The sequence below is a fragment of the Ralstonia sp. 1138 genome (assembly GCF_040544795.1).
Lineage (GTDB): Bacteria > Pseudomonadota > Gammaproteobacteria > Burkholderiales > Burkholderiaceae > Ralstonia > Ralstonia flatus.
The window spans coordinates 1,151,496-1,172,831 of sequence record NZ_JBEPKQ010000001.1 but is presented as its reverse complement, the minus strand read 5'-3'; the positions used below and the strand labels follow the sequence as shown (position 1 = coordinate 1,172,831).

General features: G+C 66.2%; 16 protein-coding genes. 9 read left to right on the top strand and 7 right to left on the bottom strand.

The annotated features are described in order from the left end of the window. Window positions 1-6: 6 nt before the first annotated feature. From ABIC76_RS05090 to ABIC76_RS05070, 5 genes are all read left to right on the top strand, one after another. On the top strand, window positions 7-1,629 hold the full coding sequence (locus tag ABIC76_RS05090; RefSeq protein ID WP_354533180.1) for a PepSY-associated TM helix domain-containing protein: 1,623 nt from the start codon (window positions 7-9) through the stop codon (window positions 1,627-1,629). Between the two features lie 117 nt (window positions 1,630-1,746). Then, window positions 1,747-3,933 (top strand): TonB-dependent siderophore receptor, encoded by a 2,187-nt coding sequence (locus tag ABIC76_RS05085; RefSeq protein WP_354533179.1) that lies wholly within the window; start codon window positions 1,747-1,749, stop codon window positions 3,931-3,933. Window positions 3,934-4,541: 608 nt separating this feature from the next. Then, window positions 4,542-4,958, top strand: coding sequence for a MarR family winged helix-turn-helix transcriptional regulator (locus tag ABIC76_RS05080; RefSeq protein ID WP_027679670.1), 417 nt, complete (start codon window positions 4,542-4,544; stop codon window positions 4,956-4,958). A 55-nt stretch (window positions 4,959-5,013) separates the two neighbouring features. Next, entirely contained in the window at window positions 5,014-5,406 is a 393-nt protein-coding gene (locus ABIC76_RS05075; RefSeq protein WP_102065609.1) for a tautomerase family protein, read from the top strand. Between the two features lie 47 nt (window positions 5,407-5,453). Further along, window positions 5,454-5,588 carry a hypothetical protein gene (locus ABIC76_RS05070; RefSeq protein ID WP_004632518.1) on the top strand — a complete coding sequence of 45 codons (135 nt, stop codon included), beginning with the start codon at window positions 5,454-5,456 and terminating at the stop codon, window positions 5,586-5,588. A 4-nt stretch (window positions 5,589-5,592) separates the two neighbouring features. On the opposite strand, the gene ABIC76_RS05065 is transcribed toward ABIC76_RS05070, so the two are convergent. Continuing rightward, window positions 5,593-6,612, bottom strand: a complete 1,020-nt coding sequence (locus ABIC76_RS05065; RefSeq protein WP_354533548.1) for a GlxA family transcriptional regulator — start codon at window positions 6,610-6,612, stop codon at window positions 5,593-5,595. Window positions 6,613-6,700: 88 nt separating this feature from the next. Between ABIC76_RS05065 and ABIC76_RS05060 the strand changes: the two genes are divergently transcribed. From ABIC76_RS05060 to ABIC76_RS05045, 4 genes are all read left to right on the top strand, one after another. Beyond that, on the top strand, window positions 6,701-7,843 hold the full coding sequence (locus tag ABIC76_RS05060) for an acyl-CoA dehydrogenase family protein (RefSeq protein ID WP_343548803.1): 1,143 nt from the start codon (window positions 6,701-6,703) through the stop codon (window positions 7,841-7,843). Window positions 7,844-7,870: 27 nt separating this feature from the next. Then, a complete protein-coding gene (locus ABIC76_RS05055; protein WP_354533178.1) occupies window positions 7,871-9,076 on the top strand; it encodes an acetyl-CoA C-acetyltransferase in 1,206 nt (401 codons plus the stop codon). A gap of 13 nt (window positions 9,077-9,089) precedes the next feature. Continuing rightward, entirely contained in the window at window positions 9,090-11,216 is a 2,127-nt protein-coding gene (locus tag ABIC76_RS05050) for a 3-hydroxyacyl-CoA dehydrogenase NAD-binding domain-containing protein (RefSeq protein WP_354533177.1), read from the top strand. Between the two features lie 257 nt (window positions 11,217-11,473). Further along, the gene (locus ABIC76_RS05045) at window positions 11,474-14,143 is read left to right on the top strand and encodes a bifunctional diguanylate cyclase/phosphodiesterase (RefSeq protein WP_354533176.1); all 2,670 of its coding nucleotides are present in this window, start codon (window positions 11,474-11,476) and stop codon (window positions 14,141-14,143) included. Window positions 14,144-14,205: 62 nt separating this feature from the next. Here the strand turns inward: ABIC76_RS05045 and ABIC76_RS05040 are convergent, their stop codons facing one another. Genes ABIC76_RS05040 through ABIC76_RS05015 form a run of 6 tightly spaced genes read right to left on the bottom strand, consistent with a single transcriptional unit; the run spans window position 14,206 to window position 21,305 of the window. Further along, window positions 14,206-15,321 carry a diguanylate cyclase domain-containing protein gene (locus ABIC76_RS05040; protein WP_354533175.1) on the bottom strand — a complete coding sequence of 372 codons (1,116 nt, stop codon included), beginning with the start codon at window positions 15,319-15,321 and terminating at the stop codon, window positions 14,206-14,208. A gap of 49 nt (window positions 15,322-15,370) precedes the next feature. Beyond that, on the bottom strand, window positions 15,371-16,375 hold the full coding sequence (locus tag ABIC76_RS05035; protein ID WP_354533174.1) for a chemotaxis response regulator protein-glutamate methylesterase: 1,005 nt from the start codon (window positions 16,373-16,375) through the stop codon (window positions 15,371-15,373). Further along, window positions 16,372-18,702 (bottom strand): hybrid sensor histidine kinase/response regulator, encoded by a 2,331-nt coding sequence (locus ABIC76_RS05030; RefSeq protein ID WP_354533173.1) that lies wholly within the window; start codon window positions 18,700-18,702, stop codon window positions 16,372-16,374. Before ABIC76_RS05030 ends, ABIC76_RS05035 begins: the two co-directional genes overlap by 4 nt. Continuing rightward, on the bottom strand, window positions 18,699-19,400 hold the full coding sequence (locus ABIC76_RS05025; RefSeq protein WP_354533172.1) for a chemotaxis protein CheW: 702 nt from the start codon (window positions 19,398-19,400) through the stop codon (window positions 18,699-18,701). The genes ABIC76_RS05030 and ABIC76_RS05025 overlap by 4 nt, the downstream gene beginning before the upstream one ends. After that, on the bottom strand, window positions 19,381-20,835 hold the full coding sequence (locus ABIC76_RS05020) for a CheR family methyltransferase (protein ID WP_354533171.1): 1,455 nt from the start codon (window positions 20,833-20,835) through the stop codon (window positions 19,381-19,383). The genes ABIC76_RS05025 and ABIC76_RS05020 overlap by 20 nt, the downstream gene beginning before the upstream one ends. 5 nt (window positions 20,836-20,840) lie before the next feature. Beyond that, entirely contained in the window at window positions 20,841-21,305 is a 465-nt protein-coding gene (locus tag ABIC76_RS05015; protein WP_102065619.1) for a chemotaxis protein CheW, read from the bottom strand. Window positions 21,306-21,336 lie beyond the last annotated feature (31 nt).

Below are 21,336 nucleotides of genomic sequence, written 5' to 3'. Positions count from 1 at the left end.
CTCGCCATGAAATCGACGACCTTACGTCTGTATCAGACGCTGCATACCTGGGTGGGCCTGATGGCGGGCTGGGCGCTGTTCATCGCGTTCTTTGCCGGTGCGCTCACCGTATTCCATGAAGAGCTGCATGCGTGGCAGAACCCGCTGCGCGCCGACCATGCGGCCGTTGCCACCACCCCTGCCGATATCGACCACTTCGTGAACGCGCTGGTGCGCACGCATCCGGCGGCGGCGGCCAGCGCGTACGTCATCTTCCCGAACGAGGGCGAGCCGGAATTCTCTGCGTATTGGCAGAACAGCAAGGGCGATTGGCAAATGACGACCGGCAGTGGGCTGGCGGCCGGCAAGACCTCGCCGAAAGACCTGTCGATCGAACCCTCCAAGGGCGAGCTGGCCAATTTCCTGAACCGGCTGCACTACTCGCTGGGGCTGGAGGAGCCGGGCATGTACTTCATGGGCGTGATCTCGGTGCTCTACGGCGTGGCGCTCATTTCGGGCGTGCTGCTGCACCTGCCGCGCCTGAAGAAGGATCTGCTGGCCGTACGCCCGGGGCGCAATCTCAAGCGCTTCTGGATGGACATGCACAACGTGCTCGGGCTGTTCAGCCTGCCCTTCCACCTGATCTTTGCGATCACTGCGCCGGTGCTGTGTCTGAGCATCGTGCTGATGACCGTATTCAACACCGTGGCGCTCAACGGCAAGCTGTTCGACGCAGTGCCGCGTGTAACCACGGCGGCGGGCACGGTGATGGCCGCCAAGCGCGCCGCGCCCATGCTGCCGGCCGAGCAGCTGCTGGCCCGTGCACGCGAGGCGGCCGGCCCGAATTTCACCGTCAAGTCGATCCACTACCAGCAGATTGGCGATGCGAATGCCGTGGCGGAACTACGCGGCAGCAGCACGCGCGCGGTCGGCGACTACGGCTCGGTGGCAATTCACGCAGCGGCCGACCAGCCCAACAGCGGCAAGCTCGTCGGCAACCAGACGCCCGATGCGCGCGACACCAATCACGCCCTCTACAGCCTCGTCTACGGCCTGCACTTCGGCACGTACGGCGACATCGCCTTGCGTCTCGCCTATCTGGTGATGGGCCTCGCGGGGGCCTTCGTCTTCTACTCGGGCAACCTGCTGTGGATCGAATCGCGCCGCAAGCAGCGCAAGGCCGAACAACCGCGTCTGCATCAACTGCTGGCCCGCGCCACGGTGGGCGTGTGCATCGGATGCTGCGTTGGCGTGATGGCGACGTTCCCCGCCGCGCTGCTGTGGCCGGAGCGTTCGGCGGGCGTGACGTACTACACCGTGTTCTTCGCGGCGATTGCGTGGGCGATGCTGCGGCCGCCCGCACGCGGCGCCGTCGAACTGCTGAGCGCTGCGGCCATCGCGGCGGTGCTTGCGCCCGTCACCAACGCCGTCGTGACCGGCGACCACCTGCTGCGCACGATGGCGCGCGGCGACTGGATGGTGGCCGGTTTCGACCTGGGCGCACTGGCGCTCGCGTGCGGCTTTGTCGGCCTTGCGCGCGCAACGCTGCGCCGGGCGCGCCACGGTGCGCCCGATTCCGTCTGGGCCATACCGGTGCGCGAATCGCGCGTGGGCAACGACCTGCATCCGAGCGTCGCCAGAGAGCCGTAGCTCTACACGCCGCCACCAAAAAACCACAACCACCCGCACAGGACTCGCGCATGCCGCTCGCCGGCACGCACGGGACTGCGCACGCCTGCACACAACATTGATTCAGGGGAGCTGATCATGCGAGCCGCCGCTTTACCACCCGCTTCACGCCGTTCCATCAACCGCCTTCGCCCAACGCCCCTCGTACGCAGGCTCGCACTGGCTTTTGCCGCCATGGGCGCAGGCGCATCGGCCTACGCGCAGCAGAGCACCACGCAGGTCGACCTGCCTGCCACGCAAGTCACCGCCGGCAAATCGGCGGCCTATGGTGCGAAGCAGGCCAGCACCGGCGCACTGGGCGACAAGGCCATACTCGATACGCCGTTCACCATCAACGTTGCCACGCAGGAGCTGATCCAGAACCGTCAGGCGCAGACCATCGGCGAGGTCTTCAAGGGCGATCCGGCAGTCACCGCCAACAACGACGGCTACATCGGCGAGGCATCGAACATCACCATCCGCGGCTTGCAGCTCGACCTGCTGGAGGGCTACAAGGTCGACGGCCTGGCCGTCCCCAACTGGGGCAGCGATGTGCCGCTCGAACACTTCGAACGCGTGGAGCTGCTCAAGGGGTTATCGGGTTTCATGTACGGCTTCGGCACCCCCGGCGGCATTGCCAACTTCGTGACCAAACGCCCGACCAACACCTTTGGCGGCAGCGCCACGTTCGGCTTTACCAGCGGCGGCACACTGAAGGAATCGCTCGATGTGGGCGGACGCGTCGGCCCGACCAAGGCCCTGGGCGCGCGCCTGGGTGTGGTGCATGAAGAAGGCGACACCTTTGTCGACGGCGGCCATATCAAGCGCGACTCCGCATCGCTCGCGCTCGATGCGCGCATCACGCCCGATCTGCAGTGGTCGTTCGACGGCCTGTACATGCAGCGCAACGTGCAGGGCGCCTACTACGGCATCATCCCCGGCCAGGATTTTGGCGTGCCGGTCACGGAGTTCGTGCGCACGCCGCGCGCCATTGACGGCAGCCAACGGGTGTCGTCGCGCGGGTCGTATTACGAGACCGAGATCAAATCCGTCGGCACCGAACTGAACTGGGCCGCCACGCCAGATTGGAACGTGCGCGCCGCCTATCGCTACACGCAGCAAAACCGAGGCAATGCCGACAGCGCGATCCAGTTAACGGACAACGCGGGCAACTTCAGCGAGCTGCAGTACAGCTCATACCAGCGCTACCAGTACAGCCAGGCGCAGGTCATGGCCAACGGCAAGGTGCGCACAGGTCCGATCGAACATGAACTCGTCTTCGGCACCTCGTGGCAGAGTCTCACGCAAGCCACGGGCGGTTTTGCTTCCACGCTGCTCGGCACGGGCAACCTGTACGACACGTCGGCGTTCGTGTCGTCGGGGGCGACACCGATGCGGGTGCCCGCGTCCGACGGTCTGGCTCGCACGTCCCGGATCGACCAGACGTCCGTCTTCGCGAGCGACACGGCCAAGTTCAACGAGCACTGGTCGGTGCTTGGCGGGTTGCGCTATACGCGTTTCAACCAGACCGGCTACAACACCGACGGCAGCACCTCGGCCAAATACACCCGCGAGCCGATCACGCCCACGCTGGCGGTGATGTTCAAACCCGTGCAGCCGGTGACGCTGTACACCAGCTATGTGGAATCGCTTGAAGCCGGCGCCACCGCACCGATCACCGCACTCAACGCCGGCACGGTATTCGGGCCGCTCAAGAGCAAGCAGATCGAGGTGGGCGCCAAGGCTGAACTGCACGACTGGACATTCGGCGCGGCGCTGTTCCAAGTGCAGCGCGGGCTGGCGTATCTGCGGCCGGACAACGTCTATACGCAAGACGGCATGACGCGTTATCGCGGGCTCGAACTGAGCGCACGCGGCAAGCTCGCGCGTGACTGGACGCTGCTGGGCGGGGTGCTGTTCATGAACTCCGAGAACACGGAGTCCGATGCCTCCGTGCTGGGCAAGCGCGCCTACGGGTCGCCGCGCTTCAAGGCGACGGCCTATGTGGAATATGCCGTGCCGCCGGTGCCCGGGCTCGTGCTGTCGGCAGGTGGGCAGTACGTCGGCAACGCGGCGCTTGAGGCGGATAACAGCAACATCGTGCCGGGGTATCACACGTTTGATGTGGGGGCGCGGTATTCGACCAAGGTGGGCGGCAAGCCGGTGACGCTGCGGTTCAACGTCGACAACCTGACGAATGAGAAGTACTGGTTGCCGAGTTGGGGGTTCATTCTGGTGCAGGGGGCGCCGCGGACGTTTAGGGCTAGTGCTACGGTTTATTTTTGATTTTTTTGTTTTTGTTTCTGTTTTTGTTCTGGTGTTGTTGGTGCGCCCCTTGTTTCATCCCCTGCCGGGGCTGACTCACTTTCTTTGGTCTTGCCCAAAGAAAGTAAGCAAAGAAATGCGCGCCCGATGCGGCGACCCCCTCCTTGAATTTATGTCGCAAGGAGGGAGGGGAGGCAAACTCGCTGCGCTCAGACAGGCCTCCCCTCTTTTTCCTCCTTGCAACAGAAATTCAAGGCGCCGCATAGGGCAGGGAAAGTCAAAGGCAAAACCATCGCAGCGCAAGCCCAAACGACAAAGGCCCCCCTCGCGATGGGTTGGCCTTTTTCCTTTGACGTTGAGCCCTTGATGGCGCCTTGGATTTTTGTTGCGGGAAGGATAAAGAGGGGAGGCCTGTTTGAGCGCAGCGAGTTTGCCTCCCCTCCCTTCCCGCGACACAAATCCAAGGAATGGGTCGCCATCTCGGGCGCGCCTTTCTTTTGCCTACTTTTCTTTGGCAAGACAAAGAAAAGTAGGTCGGTCCCGGCAGGGAACGAAACAGAGGTGGACCACCAACACACACAAAAAACAAGTTGCATATCTAACCATCATCCCCTACCATCCACCTCACCATGTTCGACCACTGCCTCTACTTCAACACCACCGCCCTGGCCCGCAAGCTCGACCGCGTCTGGGCAGACGCCTTTGCGCCGTTCGATCTCACGCCGCCGCAAGGCTTCATGCTCCGTGCGATCGTCGACCGCCCGGGCATGCTGCAAAGCGAGTTGTCGGAAGCCATGTCCGTCACGCGCCCCACGGCAACGCGCGCGCTGGATGGGCTGGAAAGCAAGGGCCTGATCGAACGTCGCAAGACGGAAGCCGACGGCCGCGAGACCGCCATTTTCCCGACGCCGGAAGCCGTCAAGATCGGTGCGGCGTTGAACGAGGCCAGCGGCGCCGTCACCGCAAGGTTGAAGCGCGTGCTGGGCAGTACCGAATTCACCGATACGGTGACGAAGATCCGAGGTGTGCGCTCCACCCTGACATGAGCGTCCATTTTTTTTGGCCATGTAGTTGCATTGCTAACTAACAGGAGAAACCATCATGCCCATCCTCAACGTCAAAGTCAGCGCCAAACGTTCTGCAGAAATGACGCAGAAAATCGCCAGCACCTTGCTGGAACTCACCTCCCGCATCCTCGGCAAGGACCCGAAGGTCACGGCCATTGCCATCGACTATGTCGACCCGGAAGACTGGATCGTCGGCGGGCAGACGCTGGCCGCACAAGGCAAGAACAGCGTCTATTTCGACATCAAGGTGACGGACGAAACGAATACCAAGGCGGAAAAGGCGCAGTACATCGCCGCGGCGTTCACGGCCTTTTCCGAGCTGCTCGGCAATCTGCACGAAGAGAGCTATATCTATGTGCAGGACGTTCGCGCTGCGGCTTACGGCTACGGCGGCAAGACCCAGGAGTACCGCTACCAGCACGCGTGAATGTGCCGGCCGCACCGCTCCCAACCCAACAACGATCAGGTGACATCATGAACCGCATGAGCGCATTCTTCGCTGCCAGTTGGCTGGCCGCCGCGTTGCTGTACTTTGGCCAACATTCGTTGCCGCTGACCGCGCTCTCGGGCGTGGTGTTGCTGGCCGGCTTCGATCTGCTGCGTCCATGAAGCTTCAGCGGGTGCGGTGCTGCGCTCGATATTGCAGCGGACTGCAACCGCGGCCGGCAGAAAACGCGCGGCTCAGTGCGCTGACGCTGCCGTAGCCGCATTCATCGGCAATGTGATCGAGCGACTGCCGGCCCGTTCGCAGCAGAAACGCGGCCAGCTCCAACCGCAGCGTCGCCACGTAGCGCCGCAGGTTGCTGCCGGTGGCGGCGGCAAAGCGGCGCGTCAAGCTGCGCTCGCTCATCGCTGCCTGGGCGGCCAGCTCCGCCAGCGTTGGGGGCGCTGCCAGTTCCCGTTCGACGATGTCCTGGATGGCGAGCATGGCCGCATCGCCGTGGCGCTTGAACTGTGCCGTCCACACGGCCATGTGTTCGTATGACGGCAGGGATTGCGTGAGCGCCGTGCGCAGCATCCGCCGCGATGCGCCGGCCCCGCGGCAGTGATCGATGACGTACGCGCAGGCGTCGACTGCGGGGTTGATGCCGCTGACGGTGATGATGCGGCCATCCACCGCAAGCGGCCGGTCGGGCGTGTAATGCACGTGGGGAAAATGCCGTGCAAACCAGGCGCGCTCGCTCGCCAGCCCCGTCGCTCTACAACCATCCAGCAACCCAGCCTTGGCGAACAGCGGCGCCGCGTTCATGCCGACGACCAGGGCGCCGGCCTCATAGCGCCTGCGCAGCCAGTCGGCGAGGCGCGCTTCTTCCGCATCCAATGTCGCCGCCGGGGCGAACTGTGCGGGCACGATCACGACGTCGTAGGGCGCATCGGTCAACGCGGCGGTGGCGGGCACAGGCATATCGCCAAAGCTTCGGACGGCCGCCCCATCGGCTGACAACACATCGATATCGAAGAGCCGGCTGCCCATCACATCCACGCTGCGCGCCTGCATGGTGCCCGCCACCAGCAACATCTCCTGGGTCAGAAACACGTAACCCGCAAACAGGCGCGGCGGCAGCAGGATGGCGATACGCGCCCGCGCGTGCAGACCGGCGCGTTTGGAGGCAGCTTTCGGCTGGCGCTTCATATCAAGAAAGTGGCGATCCGGATCAACCGGAATTGTCGCGGCCTTGTTGAAATACGGCAACCCATCCGCCGCCCATTCTGGAGCCGCCATGATTGCCCGTACGCTGTTCGACGCTGAACACGACACCTTCCGTGAATCCGTCCGCCGCTTCATCGACGCCGAAGTCCTGCCCCACCACGAGCGCTGGGAAGACCAAGGCTACGTCGACCGCGCCATCTGGGAAAAGGCCGCTGCCGCTGGCTACCACTGCGCCAGCATGCCCGAGGCCTATGGCGGCGCCGGTGCCGATATCCGCTACAGCACGGTGCTGATCGAAGAGATTGCCCGTGCGGGCGCCACGGGCCTGGGCTTCGGCCTGCACTCCGAAATCGTCGCGCCGTATCTGCTGCACTACGGCAGCGAGGCGCTGAAGCAGCACTACCTGCCCAAGCTGGCGAGCGCGGAGATGATCGGCGCGATTGCCATGACCGAACCGGGCGCCGGCTCCGACCTGCAAGGCGTGCGCACCACCGCCACGCGCAGCAGCGACGGCAGCCATTACGTGCTCAACGGATCAAAGATCTTCATCACCAACGGCTGGCACGCGGACGTGGTGATCGTGGTGGCCCGCACCACGCCGGAAGGCGGCGCCAAGGGCACGAGCCTCTTCGTGGTCGACACCAGCATGGACGGCTTCAGCAAGGGCAAGCGACTGAAGAAGGTCGGCATGAAGGCGCAGGACACCGCCGAGCTGTTCTTTGACAACGTGCGCGTGCCTGCCGCCAACCTGCTCGGCGAAGAGCATCGCGGTTTTGCCTACCTGATGCAGGAACTGCCGTGGGAGCGCCTGCAGATCGCCATCGGTGCCATCGCTTCGGCCGAGGGCGCGCTCGAATGGACGCTTCGCTACGTGCGCGAGCGCCAGGCCTTCGGCAAGTCCATCCTCGATTTTCAGACCGCGCGCCACGCGCTGGCGGAACTGAAAACCGAAGTGCAGATCGGCCGTGTGTTCGTCGACCAGTGCATCGCGCTCAAGCTGGCCGGCAAGCTCGACGCCGCCACCGCATCGATGGCCAAGTACTGGACCACCGACCTGCAATTCAAGGTGATGGACCGCTGCGTGCAACTGCACGGCGGTTACGGCTACATGTGGGAATACCCCATCGCCCGCGCTTGGGCCGATTCACGCGTGCAGCAGATCTACGGCGGCACCAACGAGATCATGAAAGAGCTGATCGCCCGCACCCTTTAACGAGCACGACCTTCAGGACGCAACGCTATGGAAGCCTATATCTACGACGCCGTTCGCACCCCGCGCGGCAAGGGCAAGAAGGACGGCAGCCTGCACGGTGTCACGCCGCTGCGCCTGGCCGCAACCGCCCTGCGTGCCATCCGAGACCGCAACCAGCTCGACACGGCATTGGTGGACGACGTCGTGCTCGGCTGCGTGGAACCGGTCGGCGAACAAGGCGCGTGCATCGGCCGCGTGGCAGTCCTGTCCGCCGGCTATGCCGAGACGACGGCCGGCGTGCAGATCAACCGCTTCTGCGCCTCGGGCCTGGAGGCCTGCAACATGGCCGCTGCGCAGGTGATGGCCGGGCAGAGCGACTTCGCCATCGGCGGCGGCGTGGAGAGCATGTCGCGCGTGCCGATGGGTGCCAGCGGCGGCGCATGGCCTGTGGACCCGGCCGCGGCCATCCCGCTGTACTTCGTGCCGCAAGGCGTGTCGGCCGACACCATCGCCACCAAGTGGGGCTACAGCCGCCATGACGTCGACGCCTACGCCGCCGAGAGCCACCACCGTGCGCATGCGGCCAGCACGGCTGGCTGGTTCACAGGTTCGATCGTGCCGGTGCGCGACCAGAACGGCCTGACCATCCTCGACCGCGACGAGATGATCCGCCCGCAGACCACCGTCGACACACTCGCGCAGCTCAAACCCTCGTTTGCGGAATTGGGCGAGCAATACGGCTTTGACGCGGTGATCCGCCAGCGCTATCCCGAACTCGAACGCATCGAACACGTGCACCACGCGGGCAACAGCTCGGGCATTGTCGATGGCGCCGCAGCCGTGCTGATCGGCAGCCGCGAGGCCGGCAAGCGCGCGGGCCTCAAACCGCGTGCGCGCATCCGCAGCTTTGCGAGCATCGGCTCGGAGCCGTCGATCATGTTGACCGGCCCCTCCTATGCAGCCGAGAAGGCACTCAAGCGCGCGGGCATGTCGGCGGCCGACATCGACCTGTACGAACTGAACGAAGCCTTCGCCTCCGTCGTGCTGCGCTTCATGGAGGTGCTGGCCGTGCCGCATGACCGCATCAACGTCAACGGCGGCGCCATTGCGATGGGCCATCCGCTCGGCGCCACGGGCGCCATGATTCTCGGCACGCTGCTCGACGAGCTGGAACGGCGTGGCGCGAGCACGGGGCTTGCCACGCTGTGCGTGGGCGCCGGCATGGGCACCGCCACCATCATCGAACGCGTTTAAGGAGCGTGCTGACATGATCGACATCACCATCGACACCGACGGCATCGCCACGCTCACGTGGAACCAGCCGGGCCGTGCGCAGAACGTGCTCAACGGCGAAACCTGCGCCGCCTTCTTTGCCGCCATCGATCGCGCATGCGCAGATGCGAGCGTCAAGGGCATTCTCGTCACCTCCGCCAAGGCGGATTTCATTGCCGGCGGCGACCTCGAATGGCTGCAGGCCAGCGACGACGCCGCCACGTTGTTTGAACGCACGTGCGAACTGCACCGCATGCTGCGCAAACTGGAAACGTGCGGCAAGCCGGTGGCCGCCGCGCTGCCGGGCTCAACGCTGGGCGGCGGGCTGGAGATTGCGCTCGCCTGCCACTACCGCGTGGCCGCCGACAACGCCCGCGCGCGCTTCGGCCTGCCCGAAGTCACGCTCGGTCTCTTGCCGGGCGGCGGCGGCACGCAGCGTCTGCCGCGCTTGATTGGCGTGCAGAAGGCGCTGCCGATGCTGCTTGAAGGCAAGCGCATCAAGGCGGCAGACGCGCTCAAGCTCGGCATTGTCGACGCGGTCGTCAATGCGGGCGACGAGGCCGATGCCGCGCGCACGTGGCTGCTCGGCGAAGGCCAGACCCGCGCGCAGCAGCCGTGGGACGTCAAGGGCTACAAGGTGCCCGGCGGCGGCATCGCCAGCCCCGCCGTGCAGCAGCTCTTCACCGCGGCCAACGCCATGCTGCGGCAGAAGACCTACGGCAACTATCCGGCCGCGGCGAGCATCCTGTCGTGCGTGTATGAAGGGCTCATCACCGATCTCGATACGGGCCTCAAGACCGAGGCGCGCTACTTCGTGCAGGCGGTGTTGTCACCCGAGGCACGGGCGATGATCCGGACCCTCTTCTTCAGCCTGAACGCCGCCAACAAACTGGCCGCGCGCCCGGCCGATGTGCCCGCGCGTCGCTACGCCAAGATCGGCGTGCTGGGCGCCGGCATGATGGGCGCCGGCATCGCCTACGTCACCGCCAAGGCAGGGTTGCCGGTCGTGCTGCTCGACACCACGCAGGAAGCCGCCGAACGCGGTAAAGACTATTCACGCAAGCTCGTCGAGAAACAGGTACAGCGCGGCCGTCTGCATGCCGACCAGGCCGAAGCGCTGCTCGCGCGCATCCAGCCGACCACGTCCTACGCCGACCTGGACGGCGCGGGGCTCGTCGTTGAAGCCGTGTTCGAGCAGCGCGACATCAAGGCCGACGTGACCCGCCAGGCCGAGGCCGTGCTGTCGCCCGATGCCATCTTCGCGTCCAACACATCGACGCTGCCGATTACCGGTCTGGCAGAAGCGAGTCAGCGCCCAGGCAATTTCATCGGGCTGCATTTCTTCTCGCCGGTCGACAAGATGCCGCTGGTGGAGGTGATCGTCGCGCGGCAGACCACGCGGGCGACGCTTGCGCAGGCGCTCGATTACGTCAAGGCCATCGGCATGACGCCCATCGTCGTCAATGACAGCCGCGGCTTTTATACGAGCCGCGTGTTTTCGACGTACGTGCTCGAGGGCCTGGCGATGCTCGCCGAAGGGGTCGCCCCTGCGCTCATCGAAAACGCCGGGCTGCTGGCCGGCATGCCGGTGGGGCCGCTTGCACTGATCGACGAGGTTTCCAGCGAACTGATCCACAAGGTCAACCAGCAGACCCGCGCCGACCTGGGCGTTGCCTACATCGAGCGCCCGGGCGAAGCCGTGGCCGAGCGCATGGTCGCGCTGGGCCGCATCGGGCGCAAGGCGGGCCGCGGCTTCTACGACTATCCGGAAGGCGGCAAGAAGATGCTGTGGCCCGGGCTGGCGACCGAATACCCCAACGCCGCCGTGCAGCCCGACGTGCAGACGCTGATCGATCGCCTCATCACCGTGCAGGCAGTGGAAACGGCGCGATGCCTAGATGAACGCGTGGTGACCGATCCGCGCGATGCCGATGTGGGCGCGCTGCTCGGCTGGGGGTTCCCGGCATTCCGCGGCGGGCCGGTTTCGCACATCCACCGGGTGGGCGTCGCCGCATTTGTTGAGCTGTGCGATCGCCTGGCGGCGCAGCACGGCCGCCGCTTCGCCCCGCCAGCCCTGCTGCGCGACATGGCAGACAAACACACCGCGTTTTACGAGCGCTGACCCCGAGCGCCGCGCGAACGCGCGCGCGCGGCGCAACGCTTTCCACCCGCGTTGCGCGGCCTAAACAACAACCAAGGGTAAGTCCGGGTCCTCCTTCACCCCAGCAAACGATTGCGCTCCAGTTGGCCTGCCTCGTCGGTCGGGTTCAGACACATGTGGTCCGCTCCGATATAGAGTGAGAGGCACATGACACTGCCGACACCAGGCGCGCCGCGCGCGTGCCTGAAACTACTGGACACGCAAACGCTGGAGTGGGGATGCCCGCGGAGCAATCAAAGGCCTCTTCTGGTAGCACGACAGACACCTCGCCGCGGCAAGGATGGCGGCGCGAACTGTTGTCGCCGCTCAATATCGGTGCCGTGGTGGCCTTGCTGTTCATCTGGTCGTTCACATTCCATCAGCTCACCCAGGAACGCGACCGGCTGACGGGCGATGCCCAGGCGCGCACGCAGGTCGAAGCGCAGGCGTTTGGCGAGTACTCGCTGGGCAGCGCGCGGCGCGTGTCGGAGTTCCTGCTCGATCTGCGCGCGAGCTGGCTGGCCGGCCGCGAAGTCTTCGAGCAGGTCATCCGCGAGCGGCAAGAAATTGTGCGCGACCTGACGTTCCAGGTGGCCGTGATCGACGAGAACGGGATGCTGCTCTATTCCAGCATCGGCCCCGTGACGGACCGCATCGACCTCAGCCAGCGCGAGCACTTTCGCGTACACAAGGAATCGGGCGGCCGCGACGTGCTGTTCATCAGCGACCCGGTGCAGGGCAAGGTCTCGAAAAAGTGGTCGATCCAGTTCACGCGGCCCATCCTCAAGGCCGGGCAGTTTGCCGGCGTGGTGGTCGTGTCGGTCAGCCCGGAACAGTTCGCCAGCTTTGCCAACACGCTCGCGATCGGCAAGGACGGCGCGGCCACGATCATCCGCGAGTCCGGGCAGATCCTGGCCCGCGTGCCGAACCCGACCGCGGGTATCGAAAAGCCGCCGCGCCGCCGCCAATTCAACCAGCCCGGCGCGCTGGAAACCGGCAACTACCGCGTGGTGTCGGGCACCGATGGTGTGGAACGCATCATCGGCTATCACCATGTTCCCGAGATCGGCTTGTACTTCTTGGTGGGCGAGTCGGTGGCCTCGGTGCTGGCGCCTTACGACGGTTATCGACGCACCGCACTGGTCGAGGCGGCCGCGTCCACGTTGCTGCTCGCCCTGCTGTATTTCACGCTCCGCTACCAGGGCGCCGAGCGCAGACGGCACCTTGAAGAGATGCGCCTGGCGTCCTTGGTGTATGCGTCGAGCAGCGAAGCGATGATGGTGACGACGCTCGACGGGCAGGTGGTCGACGTGAACCCGGCCTTCACCGTCACCACGGGCTATACGGCGCAGGAATTCAAGGGCCAATCCAGCGACGCGATCCGCTCCGAATGCAATGACGGCGCCGTGATCGACGCCATGCGCGAGGGCGTCTCGACCCGGGGCTCGTGGAGCGGCGAATACCTGATCCGCCGCAAGGACGGCAGCGAGTTCCCCGCGCTGCTGACCGTCGACACGTTCGCCGACAGCGCGCTGGGCGAGCCGCGCCGCGTTGCGCTCATCCACGACATGACGGAGAAGAAGCGCGCCGAAGAGGTCATCTGGCGGCAGGCCAACTTCGACGCGCTCACTGAGTTGCCCAACCGGCACATGTTCTACAACCGCCTGCGCCAGGAAATCGCGCGTGCGCGCCAGGCGTCGACGCAACTGGCGCTGCTGTTCATCGATCTGGACCGCTTCAAGGAAGTGAACGACACGCTCGGCCACGACCAGGGCGACGTCCTGCTGAAGGAAATCGCGCGACGCATCTCGGCCATCGTACGCGGCACCGATACGGTCGCGCGGCTGGCGGGCGACGAATTCACCATCATCCTGCCCGACCTGCCCGATGCCGGCGCGGCCACGCCCATCATCCGCGCGCTGCTCGCACGCATTGCGGCGCCGTTGCAGCTTGGCGAAGAAAGCGTGGAAGTGTCGGCCAGCATTGGCGTGGCGCTGTACCCGCGCGATGCCGACAGCGCGGAATCGTTGCTCGTGCGTGCAGACCAGGCCATGTTTGCGGCGAAGAGCGCGGGGCGCAATCAATGGGCCGTCTTTACCCCCGCATTGCAGCGCGCTGAACAGGAACGCCTGCGCGTGACCAGCGATTTGCGCGTCGCGCTCACGCAGGGCCAGCTTGCGGTGCACTATCAACCGATCGTCGATCTGCTGACGGGCAAGGTGCGCAAGGCAGAAGCGCTGATCCGCTGGACGCACCCCGTGCGGGGCGAGATCGATCCGGCGGATTTCATTCCGGTGGCCGAAGACAGCGGGTTGATCGTCGACATCGGCAAGTGGGTGCTGAACCAGGCGCTGGATCAGCTCGTGCAGTGGCACGCCACGCTCGACAACACGCTGCAGGTGTCGGTCAACAAATCGCCGCTGGAGTTTCGCGCGCACCAGTCGAGCACCGAGTCCTGGCCGAAGGTGGTGGAGCGTCGAGGCCTTCCGCCGCACAGCCTGGTCGTTGAAATTACCGAAGGCTCGTTGATGGCCGACAGCGACGAGGTGGTCGAGCACCTGCACGAGTTCAGGCGCGCGGGTGTCGACATCGCACTCGACGATTTCGGCACGGGCTATTCGTCGCTGTCGTACCTCAAGCGCTTCGACATCAACTACATCAAGATCGACCAGTCCTTCGTCCGCAGCCTCGCACACGACCCGAAGGACATCGCGCTGTGCAGCGCCATCGTCAGCATGGCCCACGCGCTACACATCAAGGTGATTGCGGAGGGCATCGAAACCGAGGAGCAGAAGGCGATCCTGGTGGCGGCCGGTTGCGATTACGGCCAGGGTCATCTCTTCTGCCCGCCGGTGCCGCCCGCTGCGTTTGAAGCGTTTGTGCTCAACGGCCAGCTCGCGGAAACCTAGGCGGCGCGGGGCGGCACGTTTCGATCATTCGCAGGCCGCCACATTGGCGGTGGTCAGCACCGCTAGATACCGCGGGCCCCGCCTGCGCCTTCGCCAATCACCGCGCGGTTCTTGCCTTCGTGCTTGGCCTGATACAGCGCCAGGTCTGCGGCTTCGATGAGCGTGGTGGTCGGAACGTCGTGCACCGGCGTCACCACCGCGCCGCCGATACTGACCGTCACGTATCCGCCCGTGGACGAATGCATGTGCGGCACCTGCAGGGTCTCGATCGCGCTGCGAATCTTTTCGGCCAGCAGCGACAGGCCCTGGGCGCTGTTCCCGGGCAGCACGACGGCAAATTCCTCTCCGCCGAACCGCGCCGCCAGATCGCCGGGTCGGCCAAGGCATGCTTCCACCGTGCTGCCGATACGCTTGAGCACCTCGTCTCCGGCCACGTGGCCATAGGTGTCGTTATAGAGCTTGAAGTTGTCGACATCGATCATCAGGAACGAGAGCGTTGTGCCCTCGCGTGCGCCGCGCCGCCATTCCGCGCTCAGGTATTCGTCGAGGTAGCGGCGATTGGCAAGCCCCGTCAGGCCATCGGAATTCGTCAGGCGGCGCAGTTCGAGATTGGCCTCCAGCAACTGCTGCTGCGACTGGCGCAACGCGCGGTAGGCCTCGTCGCGTTGCAGCAGGTTGACGAACGAGCGCGAGTGATAGCGGATGCGCGCCAGCAGTTCGATGCGGTCCGGCAGCTTGACGAGGTAATCGTTGGCACCGGCGGCAAACGCGGCGCTCTTGATGACCGGCTCTTCCTTGGTCGACAGCACGATGATGGGCACGTCGCGCAGCACCGGATTGGCACGGTAGTCGCGCACCAGCGTCAGGCCGTCGGTGCCGGGCATCACCAGGTCTTGCAGGATGACGGTGGGGCGGGTCTGGATGGCGGCGATCATCGCCTCGTCCGAGCGCGCGCAGTAGTGGAAATCGATGCGGTCTTCACCGGCCAGGGCCTGACGAATGGCCTCGGCCACGATGGCCTGATCGTCCACCAGCAGCACCATCACCGGAACATCGGCGGCGGCCGGCGTACGCAGCAGCGCGCGTGCGGCTTCCAGCGCCGCTTCCGCTGCGGGGATGGGCTTGGTTTCGTCCGGACCGTCCGGATCATCCGGCATCTCGGTTGGGTGGTTGGTCATGTGATGCTCCCCGTTTCTGGTTATGTATGTGTGATGGCCCCTGCGTGCTTCATGCGCGCACGAGCGTGATGAGTTCGTCGGCGATGCGGTCGAGCGGCAGGATGGCGCGCGCCGCATCCAGCGCGGCCGCCGCCTTGGGCATGCCGTACACCGCGCTGGTCGCCGCGTCCTGCGCGATGGTGTGATAACCCTTGGCGCGCATGGCCTTGAGGCCGATGGCGCCGTCGCGGCCCATGCCCGTAAGCAGCACGCCGATGGCGTTACCCCGCCAGTGCTCGACCACGCTGTGGAAGAACACATCCACCGACGGCCGATACGGCGTGCCGGCCGGATCCGGCGTGTAGCCGAAGGTGCCGCCGGGCAGCACATGCATGTGGTCGTTGGTGGCCGCGAGCAGCACCTCGCCCGCGCGCGGCCGGTCGCCTTCCGCGGCCACGCGCACCGTCAGCGCAGTCTGGCCGTTCAGCCATTCGGCCATCCCCGCTGCGAACGCCTGGTCAACGTGCTGGATCACGGCAATGCCCGCCGCAAAGTCGGCCGGCAGCTTGCCCAGCACGGTCGCCAGCGCCGTGGGCCCGCCGGCGGAAGCGCCGATGGCCACCAGCGGCACCGCGCCGTCGCGCCCCGGCGTGCCCACACGCGGCCGCGGCGCAACGGGCTTTTCCAGCAGGCGGCCAATCTGGTCGATCTTGGTCAGCAACGGGTGGTTGGCATCGGCATCCGGGCCCCCCAGCGTGGGCGTGTCCACGGCATCGAGCGCCCCGGCGCCCATCGCCTCGTACACCCGCCACGCGTTGGCACCCACGCTGCTGGTCACCACCAGGATCGGGCACGGGTTGCGCGACGCCATGATGCGGCGGGTCGCTTCCACGCCGTCAAAGCGCGGCATGATCAGGTCCATCAGCACCACGTCAGGCGGTTGCGCGGCGCAAAACTCCACCGCCTGCGCCCCGTCGGTCGCCACCCACAGCACGCGGTGCTCGGGCCTGCGCGCGATCGTCCGACGCATGGCTTCCACCGCCAGCGGCATATCGTTGACGATGCCGATATTCATGTCCGCGCTTCTCCAATCAGGTCGCGCACTGCGTCGAGCAGTGCTTCATCGTGGAAACTGCCTTTGGCGAGGTAGTAGTCCGCGCCGGCATCCAGGCCGCGGCGGCGATCTTCCTCGCGGTCCTTGTACGACACCACCATCACCGGCAGCGCCTTGAGCGCAGCGTCGCGCTTGATGAGCGTGACCAACTCGATGCCGTCCATGCGCGGCATGTCGATGTCGGTCACGACGAGGTCGAAGTCGGCGCCGCGCAAGGCGTTCCAACCGTCCATGCCATCCACCGCCACGGTGACCGCATAGCCGCGCTTTTCCAACAGCTTGCGCTCCAGCTCGCGCACCGTCAGCGAATCGTCCACCACCAGCACGTGCTTGCGCTGCTGCACGGCCACGCCCTGCGCGCGCTGCACCTTGTCCAGTTGGCCTCCGCGGACGAGCTTGTCGACCGAACGCAGCAGATCGTCCACATCGACGATCAGCACCGCATCGCCGTTCTCCATCAATGCACCGGCGGCGATGTCGCGCACCTTGCCCAGCCGCGCATCCAGCGGCTGGACCACCAGCATGCGTTCCCCCAGGAAGCGATCGACGGCAATGCCGTAGGTTTCGGCGCCTTCGCCAATGACCACCACCGGCACGCTGTCGCGCGCTTCGCCCGGCGGCTGCGTGCCGAGCAATTGATGCGCCGTCACCAACCCCACCGGGCGGCCTTCGAAGCTGAAATGCTGCTGCCCTTCGAGCATGTCGATCTCGGGGCGGGCCAGCTCGAGCGTGCGCCGCACGTAAGCCAGCGGAAACGCATAGGCTTCGCCGCCCACATCCACCAGCAGGCTGCGGATGACGGACAGCGTGAGCGGCAACTGCAGCATGAAGCGCGTGCCGCGCCCCGGCTCGTTGTGGATGCGAACGGTGCCGCGCACCGCCTTGACCATCTCGTGCACGGCATCGAGCCCGACACCACGGCCGGACACATCCGTCACCTGCTCGCGCATCGAGAAACCGGGCAGCAGGAGGAAGTCGAGCAACTCGTGATCCGACAGGCGGCTTGCGGTATCGGCATCGGACAGACCGCGCCGCACCACCGCCGCACGCACCGCTTCCAGGTCGATGCCGGCGCCATCATCCGCCACGGTAATCAGCAGCTTGCCGGCGCTGTGGCGCGCTTCCAGCGTAATGGCGGCTTCCGCCGACTTGCCCTGCGCCTCACGGGCCTGCGGCGCTTCCACACCATGGTCGACGGCGTTGCGCAGCAGGTGGCCCAGCGGGGCATCGAGCATGTCGAGGATGTCGCGGTCGACCTGCGTGGCCTCGCCGACGATGTTGAAGCGCACCTGCTTGCCCAGGGAGCGCGCGAGGTCGCGCACCACACGCGGATAGGCGTGCGTGGCATCCCCGAAGGGCCGCATCCGGCATTGCAGGGCCTCGTCGTACAACTGCTGCGCAAGATGCGTGCTGCGCCGGTCGAACCGGTCCAGATCGTCGATATGCTCGCCCAGCGTCTGCTGCATGTGGCCGAGCATCTGCCGCACATCGTTGAGCGCTGCGTGCGTGTCGGCGTCGGCGTGCCGGTCGAGCCGTTCGACCAGCGTTTCGTAGAGCGCGTCGAGCGCCAGCGTGGCCGCGCGGTGGCTGCGTTTGACGCGCAGCATCGATTCACCGAACGGTTTGAGCCAGCGGGATTCAACCAGCGATTCGCCCGACAGGCTGAGCAGACGGTCGAGGTTGTCGGCACGCACGCGCAGCATGCGGTGCGGATCGCGCGTGGTGCCGATGGGTGCACGATGCGGTGCAGGCGCGGCGGGCTCGGGCGCTGGCACGGGCGGAGCCGACAAAGCGGCCACCTCGGCGTTCAACAACGCCATCGCCGCCTTCATGGTGGCGTCTTCTGCGGCCGCGTCAGGGTCGGCAAACGTTGTAGCGGCGGGCGCAGCGGCCGCACGCTCCGGCGCGGAAAACGCAGCCAGTACGGCTTCCACTTCGGCGCGCGGCAGCTGGCCTGCGGTACCGGGCTGGCCGACGCGCAGCAATAGATCCGTGCCGCGCAACAGCACGTCGATATGCGCGGCGGTCAGCACGAGCGTGGCGCGCTGTGCTGCCACGAACCACTCCTCCATGCGGTGCGCAACGTCCACACCGTCCTGCAGGCCAACGATGCGCGCAGCGCCCTTGAGCGAATGTGCGGCGCGCATGCAGGCTTCCAGCGCCGCGGCATCGGTGGGCGTGCGCTCCAGCGTCAGCAGGCCGGTGGAAAGCACACGCGTCTGCGTCTGCGCCTCCTCATGGAACAGGGCCAGCAGCGATTGGCGTCCCAGATCGTCATCCACGCTCATCGCAGGCTCCGGGCAATCGAATCGAACACGCGATCGGTGTCGAGCAGGCCGATGGTGACATCGCGCCACGCCAGCACGCCGCGTGCGTGCGCCGTGGTGGCGTGCGTGAGTGTGGACGGCACCGGCAGCAGCGCAGTGGCCGGAAAGCGCAGCACGCCCTCCACCTCGTCCACGGGAAAGACGGCGGGCTCGTCGTGGTGCGCAGCCACGAGCAGCCGCGCGTAGCCGTTGCGCCCGGCGTATTTGCTGCCCGTACGATCCAGCCCCAGCAGCTCGCCCAGCGACACCGCCACCGTCAGCGCCCCGCGAATGTTGACCAGCCCCAGCACCACCCGGTTACGCCGATGCGGCAACGTGTGGATGGCGCGCGGCGTATCGATCTGCCGCAGCGCCGCGGCCGGCAGCGCGAGCCATTCGTCGGCGATGCGGAAAACAAGCACAGCTAACTCTGCACCGGCGTGCTCCAACGCCCGCAGCGGCACGGCCGTGCGATGCGCCTGCGCGGCGGCTTCCAGGTCGGCGTCGCTCAGTGCGCGATCGAGCAGCGCCGCGGCCCCCTCTTCAAAGATGGGGCAATTCAGGCAGCGCGAATACTCGGCCAGGCGCGGGCAGGATTGATCGCCGCGCGTGCCGATGCGGTTCCAGCAGTCATCAACGAGCGTGGTGACGCCCGCGTGGTCATGGACGACGTGCGCCATGCGTTCCTCGTGTGTGCTCCGGTGTTCCGGATTCGGATGATGCGGAAGGTGTCTTGCCCTGACGCGCCAGCGCGCGCTCCGCACGCAGCATGAGCTGGCGTGCAGCCACGGTATCGCCCGCCACGTCGAGCAGCGCGGCAAGATGGGTCAGCGCTTCGTAGTGGGCAGGTTCCAGGTACAGCGCCTTGCGGTAGAAATCGCCAGCATCGGCATGGCGGCCGCGCGCATCGGCAATCAGGCCGAGCAGGTAGAACGTATCGGCTTCCGGCGCGCGCAGGTTGGCGATCTCCAGCGCCACGCGCTCGGCTTCGTCAAGATTGCCGGCGTCGGCCAGCCGCCGCGCTTCCGCCACCGTGGGGGGCTCACCCAGCACGGCTTCAATCTCGGGAATGGTGGGCAGTAAGGGGCGTGCCAACGGGTGCGCCAGCGGGCGTGTCGCGAGGCTGGGCGCCGGGCTCGGCCGGGATGGGGCAGGCACGCGCGCCGCCACCGGCCGCACCGGCACCGACGGCAACGCCACGCCGGGCAACCCGACCGCAGAAGCGGCGGGCTCCGGCGGCAACGGCAAACGGAACGGCAGCGGCGCCCGCGCACCGGTCTCTCCCGCTGCCGTGCGTTGAAACGCAAACGCCAACGGAATCCGCGCTGAAGTCATGGCATGGCGCATCATCAGGCCGGTTTCAGCGGGGCCGACGAAGATCATGCCGTCTTCCGCCAGTTGCGAATCGAGCCGGCGAATCGCCTGGTCCTGCGCATCGCGGTGGAAGTAGATCAGTACGTTGCGGCAGAAGATGAAGTCGTAGCGCGTGTCATCGGCCGGCGCGTCGGACAGATTGCCTTGGGCAAATCGCACCAGCCCACGCACGGTGTCGCTCAATTGCCAGCCGCCGGCGGCTTCAGTGAAATGCCGGTCGCGGAAGGTCAGCGGATGCCCACGGAAGGCATTGCGCCCGTACACAGCACGCCGGGCCTGTTCGATGGCGCGCGTGCTGATGTCGATCGCGTCGATGGTGAAGCGGGCGGGGTCGATGCCGGCATCGAGCAACGCCATCGCTGCGGAATACGGCTCTTCGCCGGTCGAGCATGGCGCGCTCAGGATGCGCAGGACTCGCATCGGCTCGCGCGCGAGCTTTTCGCCCACCATGCGGGCCAGCGTGACAAAGGCCTCGCGGTCTCGGAAGAACCACGTCTCAGGCACTACCAGCGCTTCGATCAGGGCCTGCCGTTCGTCGGGCGCGGTGTTCAGGCGCAGCCAGTACGCGTCGAGCGCTGCGGCATCCACCGCGTCCACCGTGTCGGGCATGCCGCGCGCGGCCAGCATGGCGCGCGTGCGGTCCAGCACAGCGCGCTCCAGCGCGTTCGTGCCGAGCGAGGGCGCGTCAATGCCGGTCTCATGTGAGAGCCAGGCTTCAAAGCGGGGGTCGACGGCCACCATGATGCTCAGCCGACGGCCGCTGGAAACAGCAGCGCACGCACGTCCGCGTCCAGCATCGCCTCGGTATCCACGCGTTGCACGAAACCGTCGTCCAGGCTTGCCACGGGGCCGAGCCAGCGTGCGTTGGGCGTCGCGACACCGCTGTCGGCAAAGCGCGCATCGTCGATGCGGCGTGTGTGCGTTGCATGCTCGAGCATCAGGCCGAGGAGCGGTGCGTCATCACCCCGGACATCGGCTTCATAGCGCACCAGCGCCAGACGCGTGGAGCGCAGCGGCCGCGCCGGGCGGCCCAACGCAAGTTGCGGCAAGTCGATCACCGGCACAGGCGAGCCATGCCGCTCGATCACGCCCGCCACCCACGCAGGCGCACCGGGAATCGACTTGGTGGCGGCCAGCGGCAGCACTTCAGCAATCTGCGCCACGTTCAGCGCATAGCGGTCGCCATCGAGTTGGAACAGGAGGTAAAGCATGGCGATTCTCGCTACGGCAAAAACACCTCAA

What these genes read in the sequence shown, in the direction of transcription:
- ABIC76_RS05065 (WP_354533548.1), bottom strand. Translation starts at nt 6,612, where the DNA reads ATGAAGCGCCAGCCGAAAGCTGCCTCCAAACGCGCCGGTCTGCACGCG.
- ABIC76_RS05040 (WP_354533175.1), bottom strand. Translation starts at nt 15,321, where the DNA reads ATGACCAACCACCCAACCGAGATGCCGGATGATCCGGACGGTCCGGAC.
- ABIC76_RS05015 (WP_102065619.1), bottom strand. Translation starts at nt 21,305, where the DNA reads ATGCTTTACCTCCTGTTCCAACTCGATGGCGACCGCTATGCGCTGAAC.
- ABIC76_RS05070 (WP_004632518.1), top strand. Translation starts at nt 5,454, where the DNA reads ATGAACCGCATGAGCGCATTCTTCGCTGCCAGTTGGCTGGCCGCCGCG.
- ABIC76_RS05060 (WP_343548803.1), top strand. Translation starts at nt 6,701, where the DNA reads ATGATTGCCCGTACGCTGTTCGACGCTGAACACGACACCTTCCGTGAA.
- ABIC76_RS05080 (WP_027679670.1), top strand. Translation starts at nt 4,542, where the DNA reads ATGTTCGACCACTGCCTCTACTTCAACACCACCGCCCTGGCCCGCAAG.
- ABIC76_RS05035 (WP_354533174.1), bottom strand. Translation starts at nt 16,375, where the DNA reads ATGAATATCGGCATCGTCAACGATATGCCGCTGGCGGTGGAAGCCATG.
- ABIC76_RS05085 (WP_354533179.1), top strand. Translation starts at nt 1,747, where the DNA reads ATGCGAGCCGCCGCTTTACCACCCGCTTCACGCCGTTCCATCAACCGC.
- ABIC76_RS05075 (WP_102065609.1), top strand. Translation starts at nt 5,014, where the DNA reads ATGCCCATCCTCAACGTCAAAGTCAGCGCCAAACGTTCTGCAGAAATG.
- ABIC76_RS05030 (WP_354533173.1), bottom strand. Translation starts at nt 18,702, where the DNA reads ATGAGCGTGGATGACGATCTGGGACGCCAATCGCTGCTGGCCCTGTTC.
- ABIC76_RS05045 (WP_354533176.1), top strand. Translation starts at nt 11,474, where the DNA reads ATGCCCGCGGAGCAATCAAAGGCCTCTTCTGGTAGCACGACAGACACC.
- ABIC76_RS05050 (WP_354533177.1), top strand. Translation starts at nt 9,090, where the DNA reads ATGATCGACATCACCATCGACACCGACGGCATCGCCACGCTCACGTGG.
- ABIC76_RS05020 (WP_354533171.1), bottom strand. Translation starts at nt 20,835, where the DNA reads ATGGTGGCCGTCGACCCCCGCTTTGAAGCCTGGCTCTCACATGAGACC.
- ABIC76_RS05025 (WP_354533172.1), bottom strand. Translation starts at nt 19,400, where the DNA reads ATGGCGCACGTCGTCCATGACCACGCGGGCGTCACCACGCTCGTTGAT.
- ABIC76_RS05090 (WP_354533180.1), top strand. Translation starts at nt 7, where the DNA reads ATGAAATCGACGACCTTACGTCTGTATCAGACGCTGCATACCTGGGTG.
- ABIC76_RS05055 (WP_354533178.1), top strand. Translation starts at nt 7,871, where the DNA reads ATGGAAGCCTATATCTACGACGCCGTTCGCACCCCGCGCGGCAAGGGC.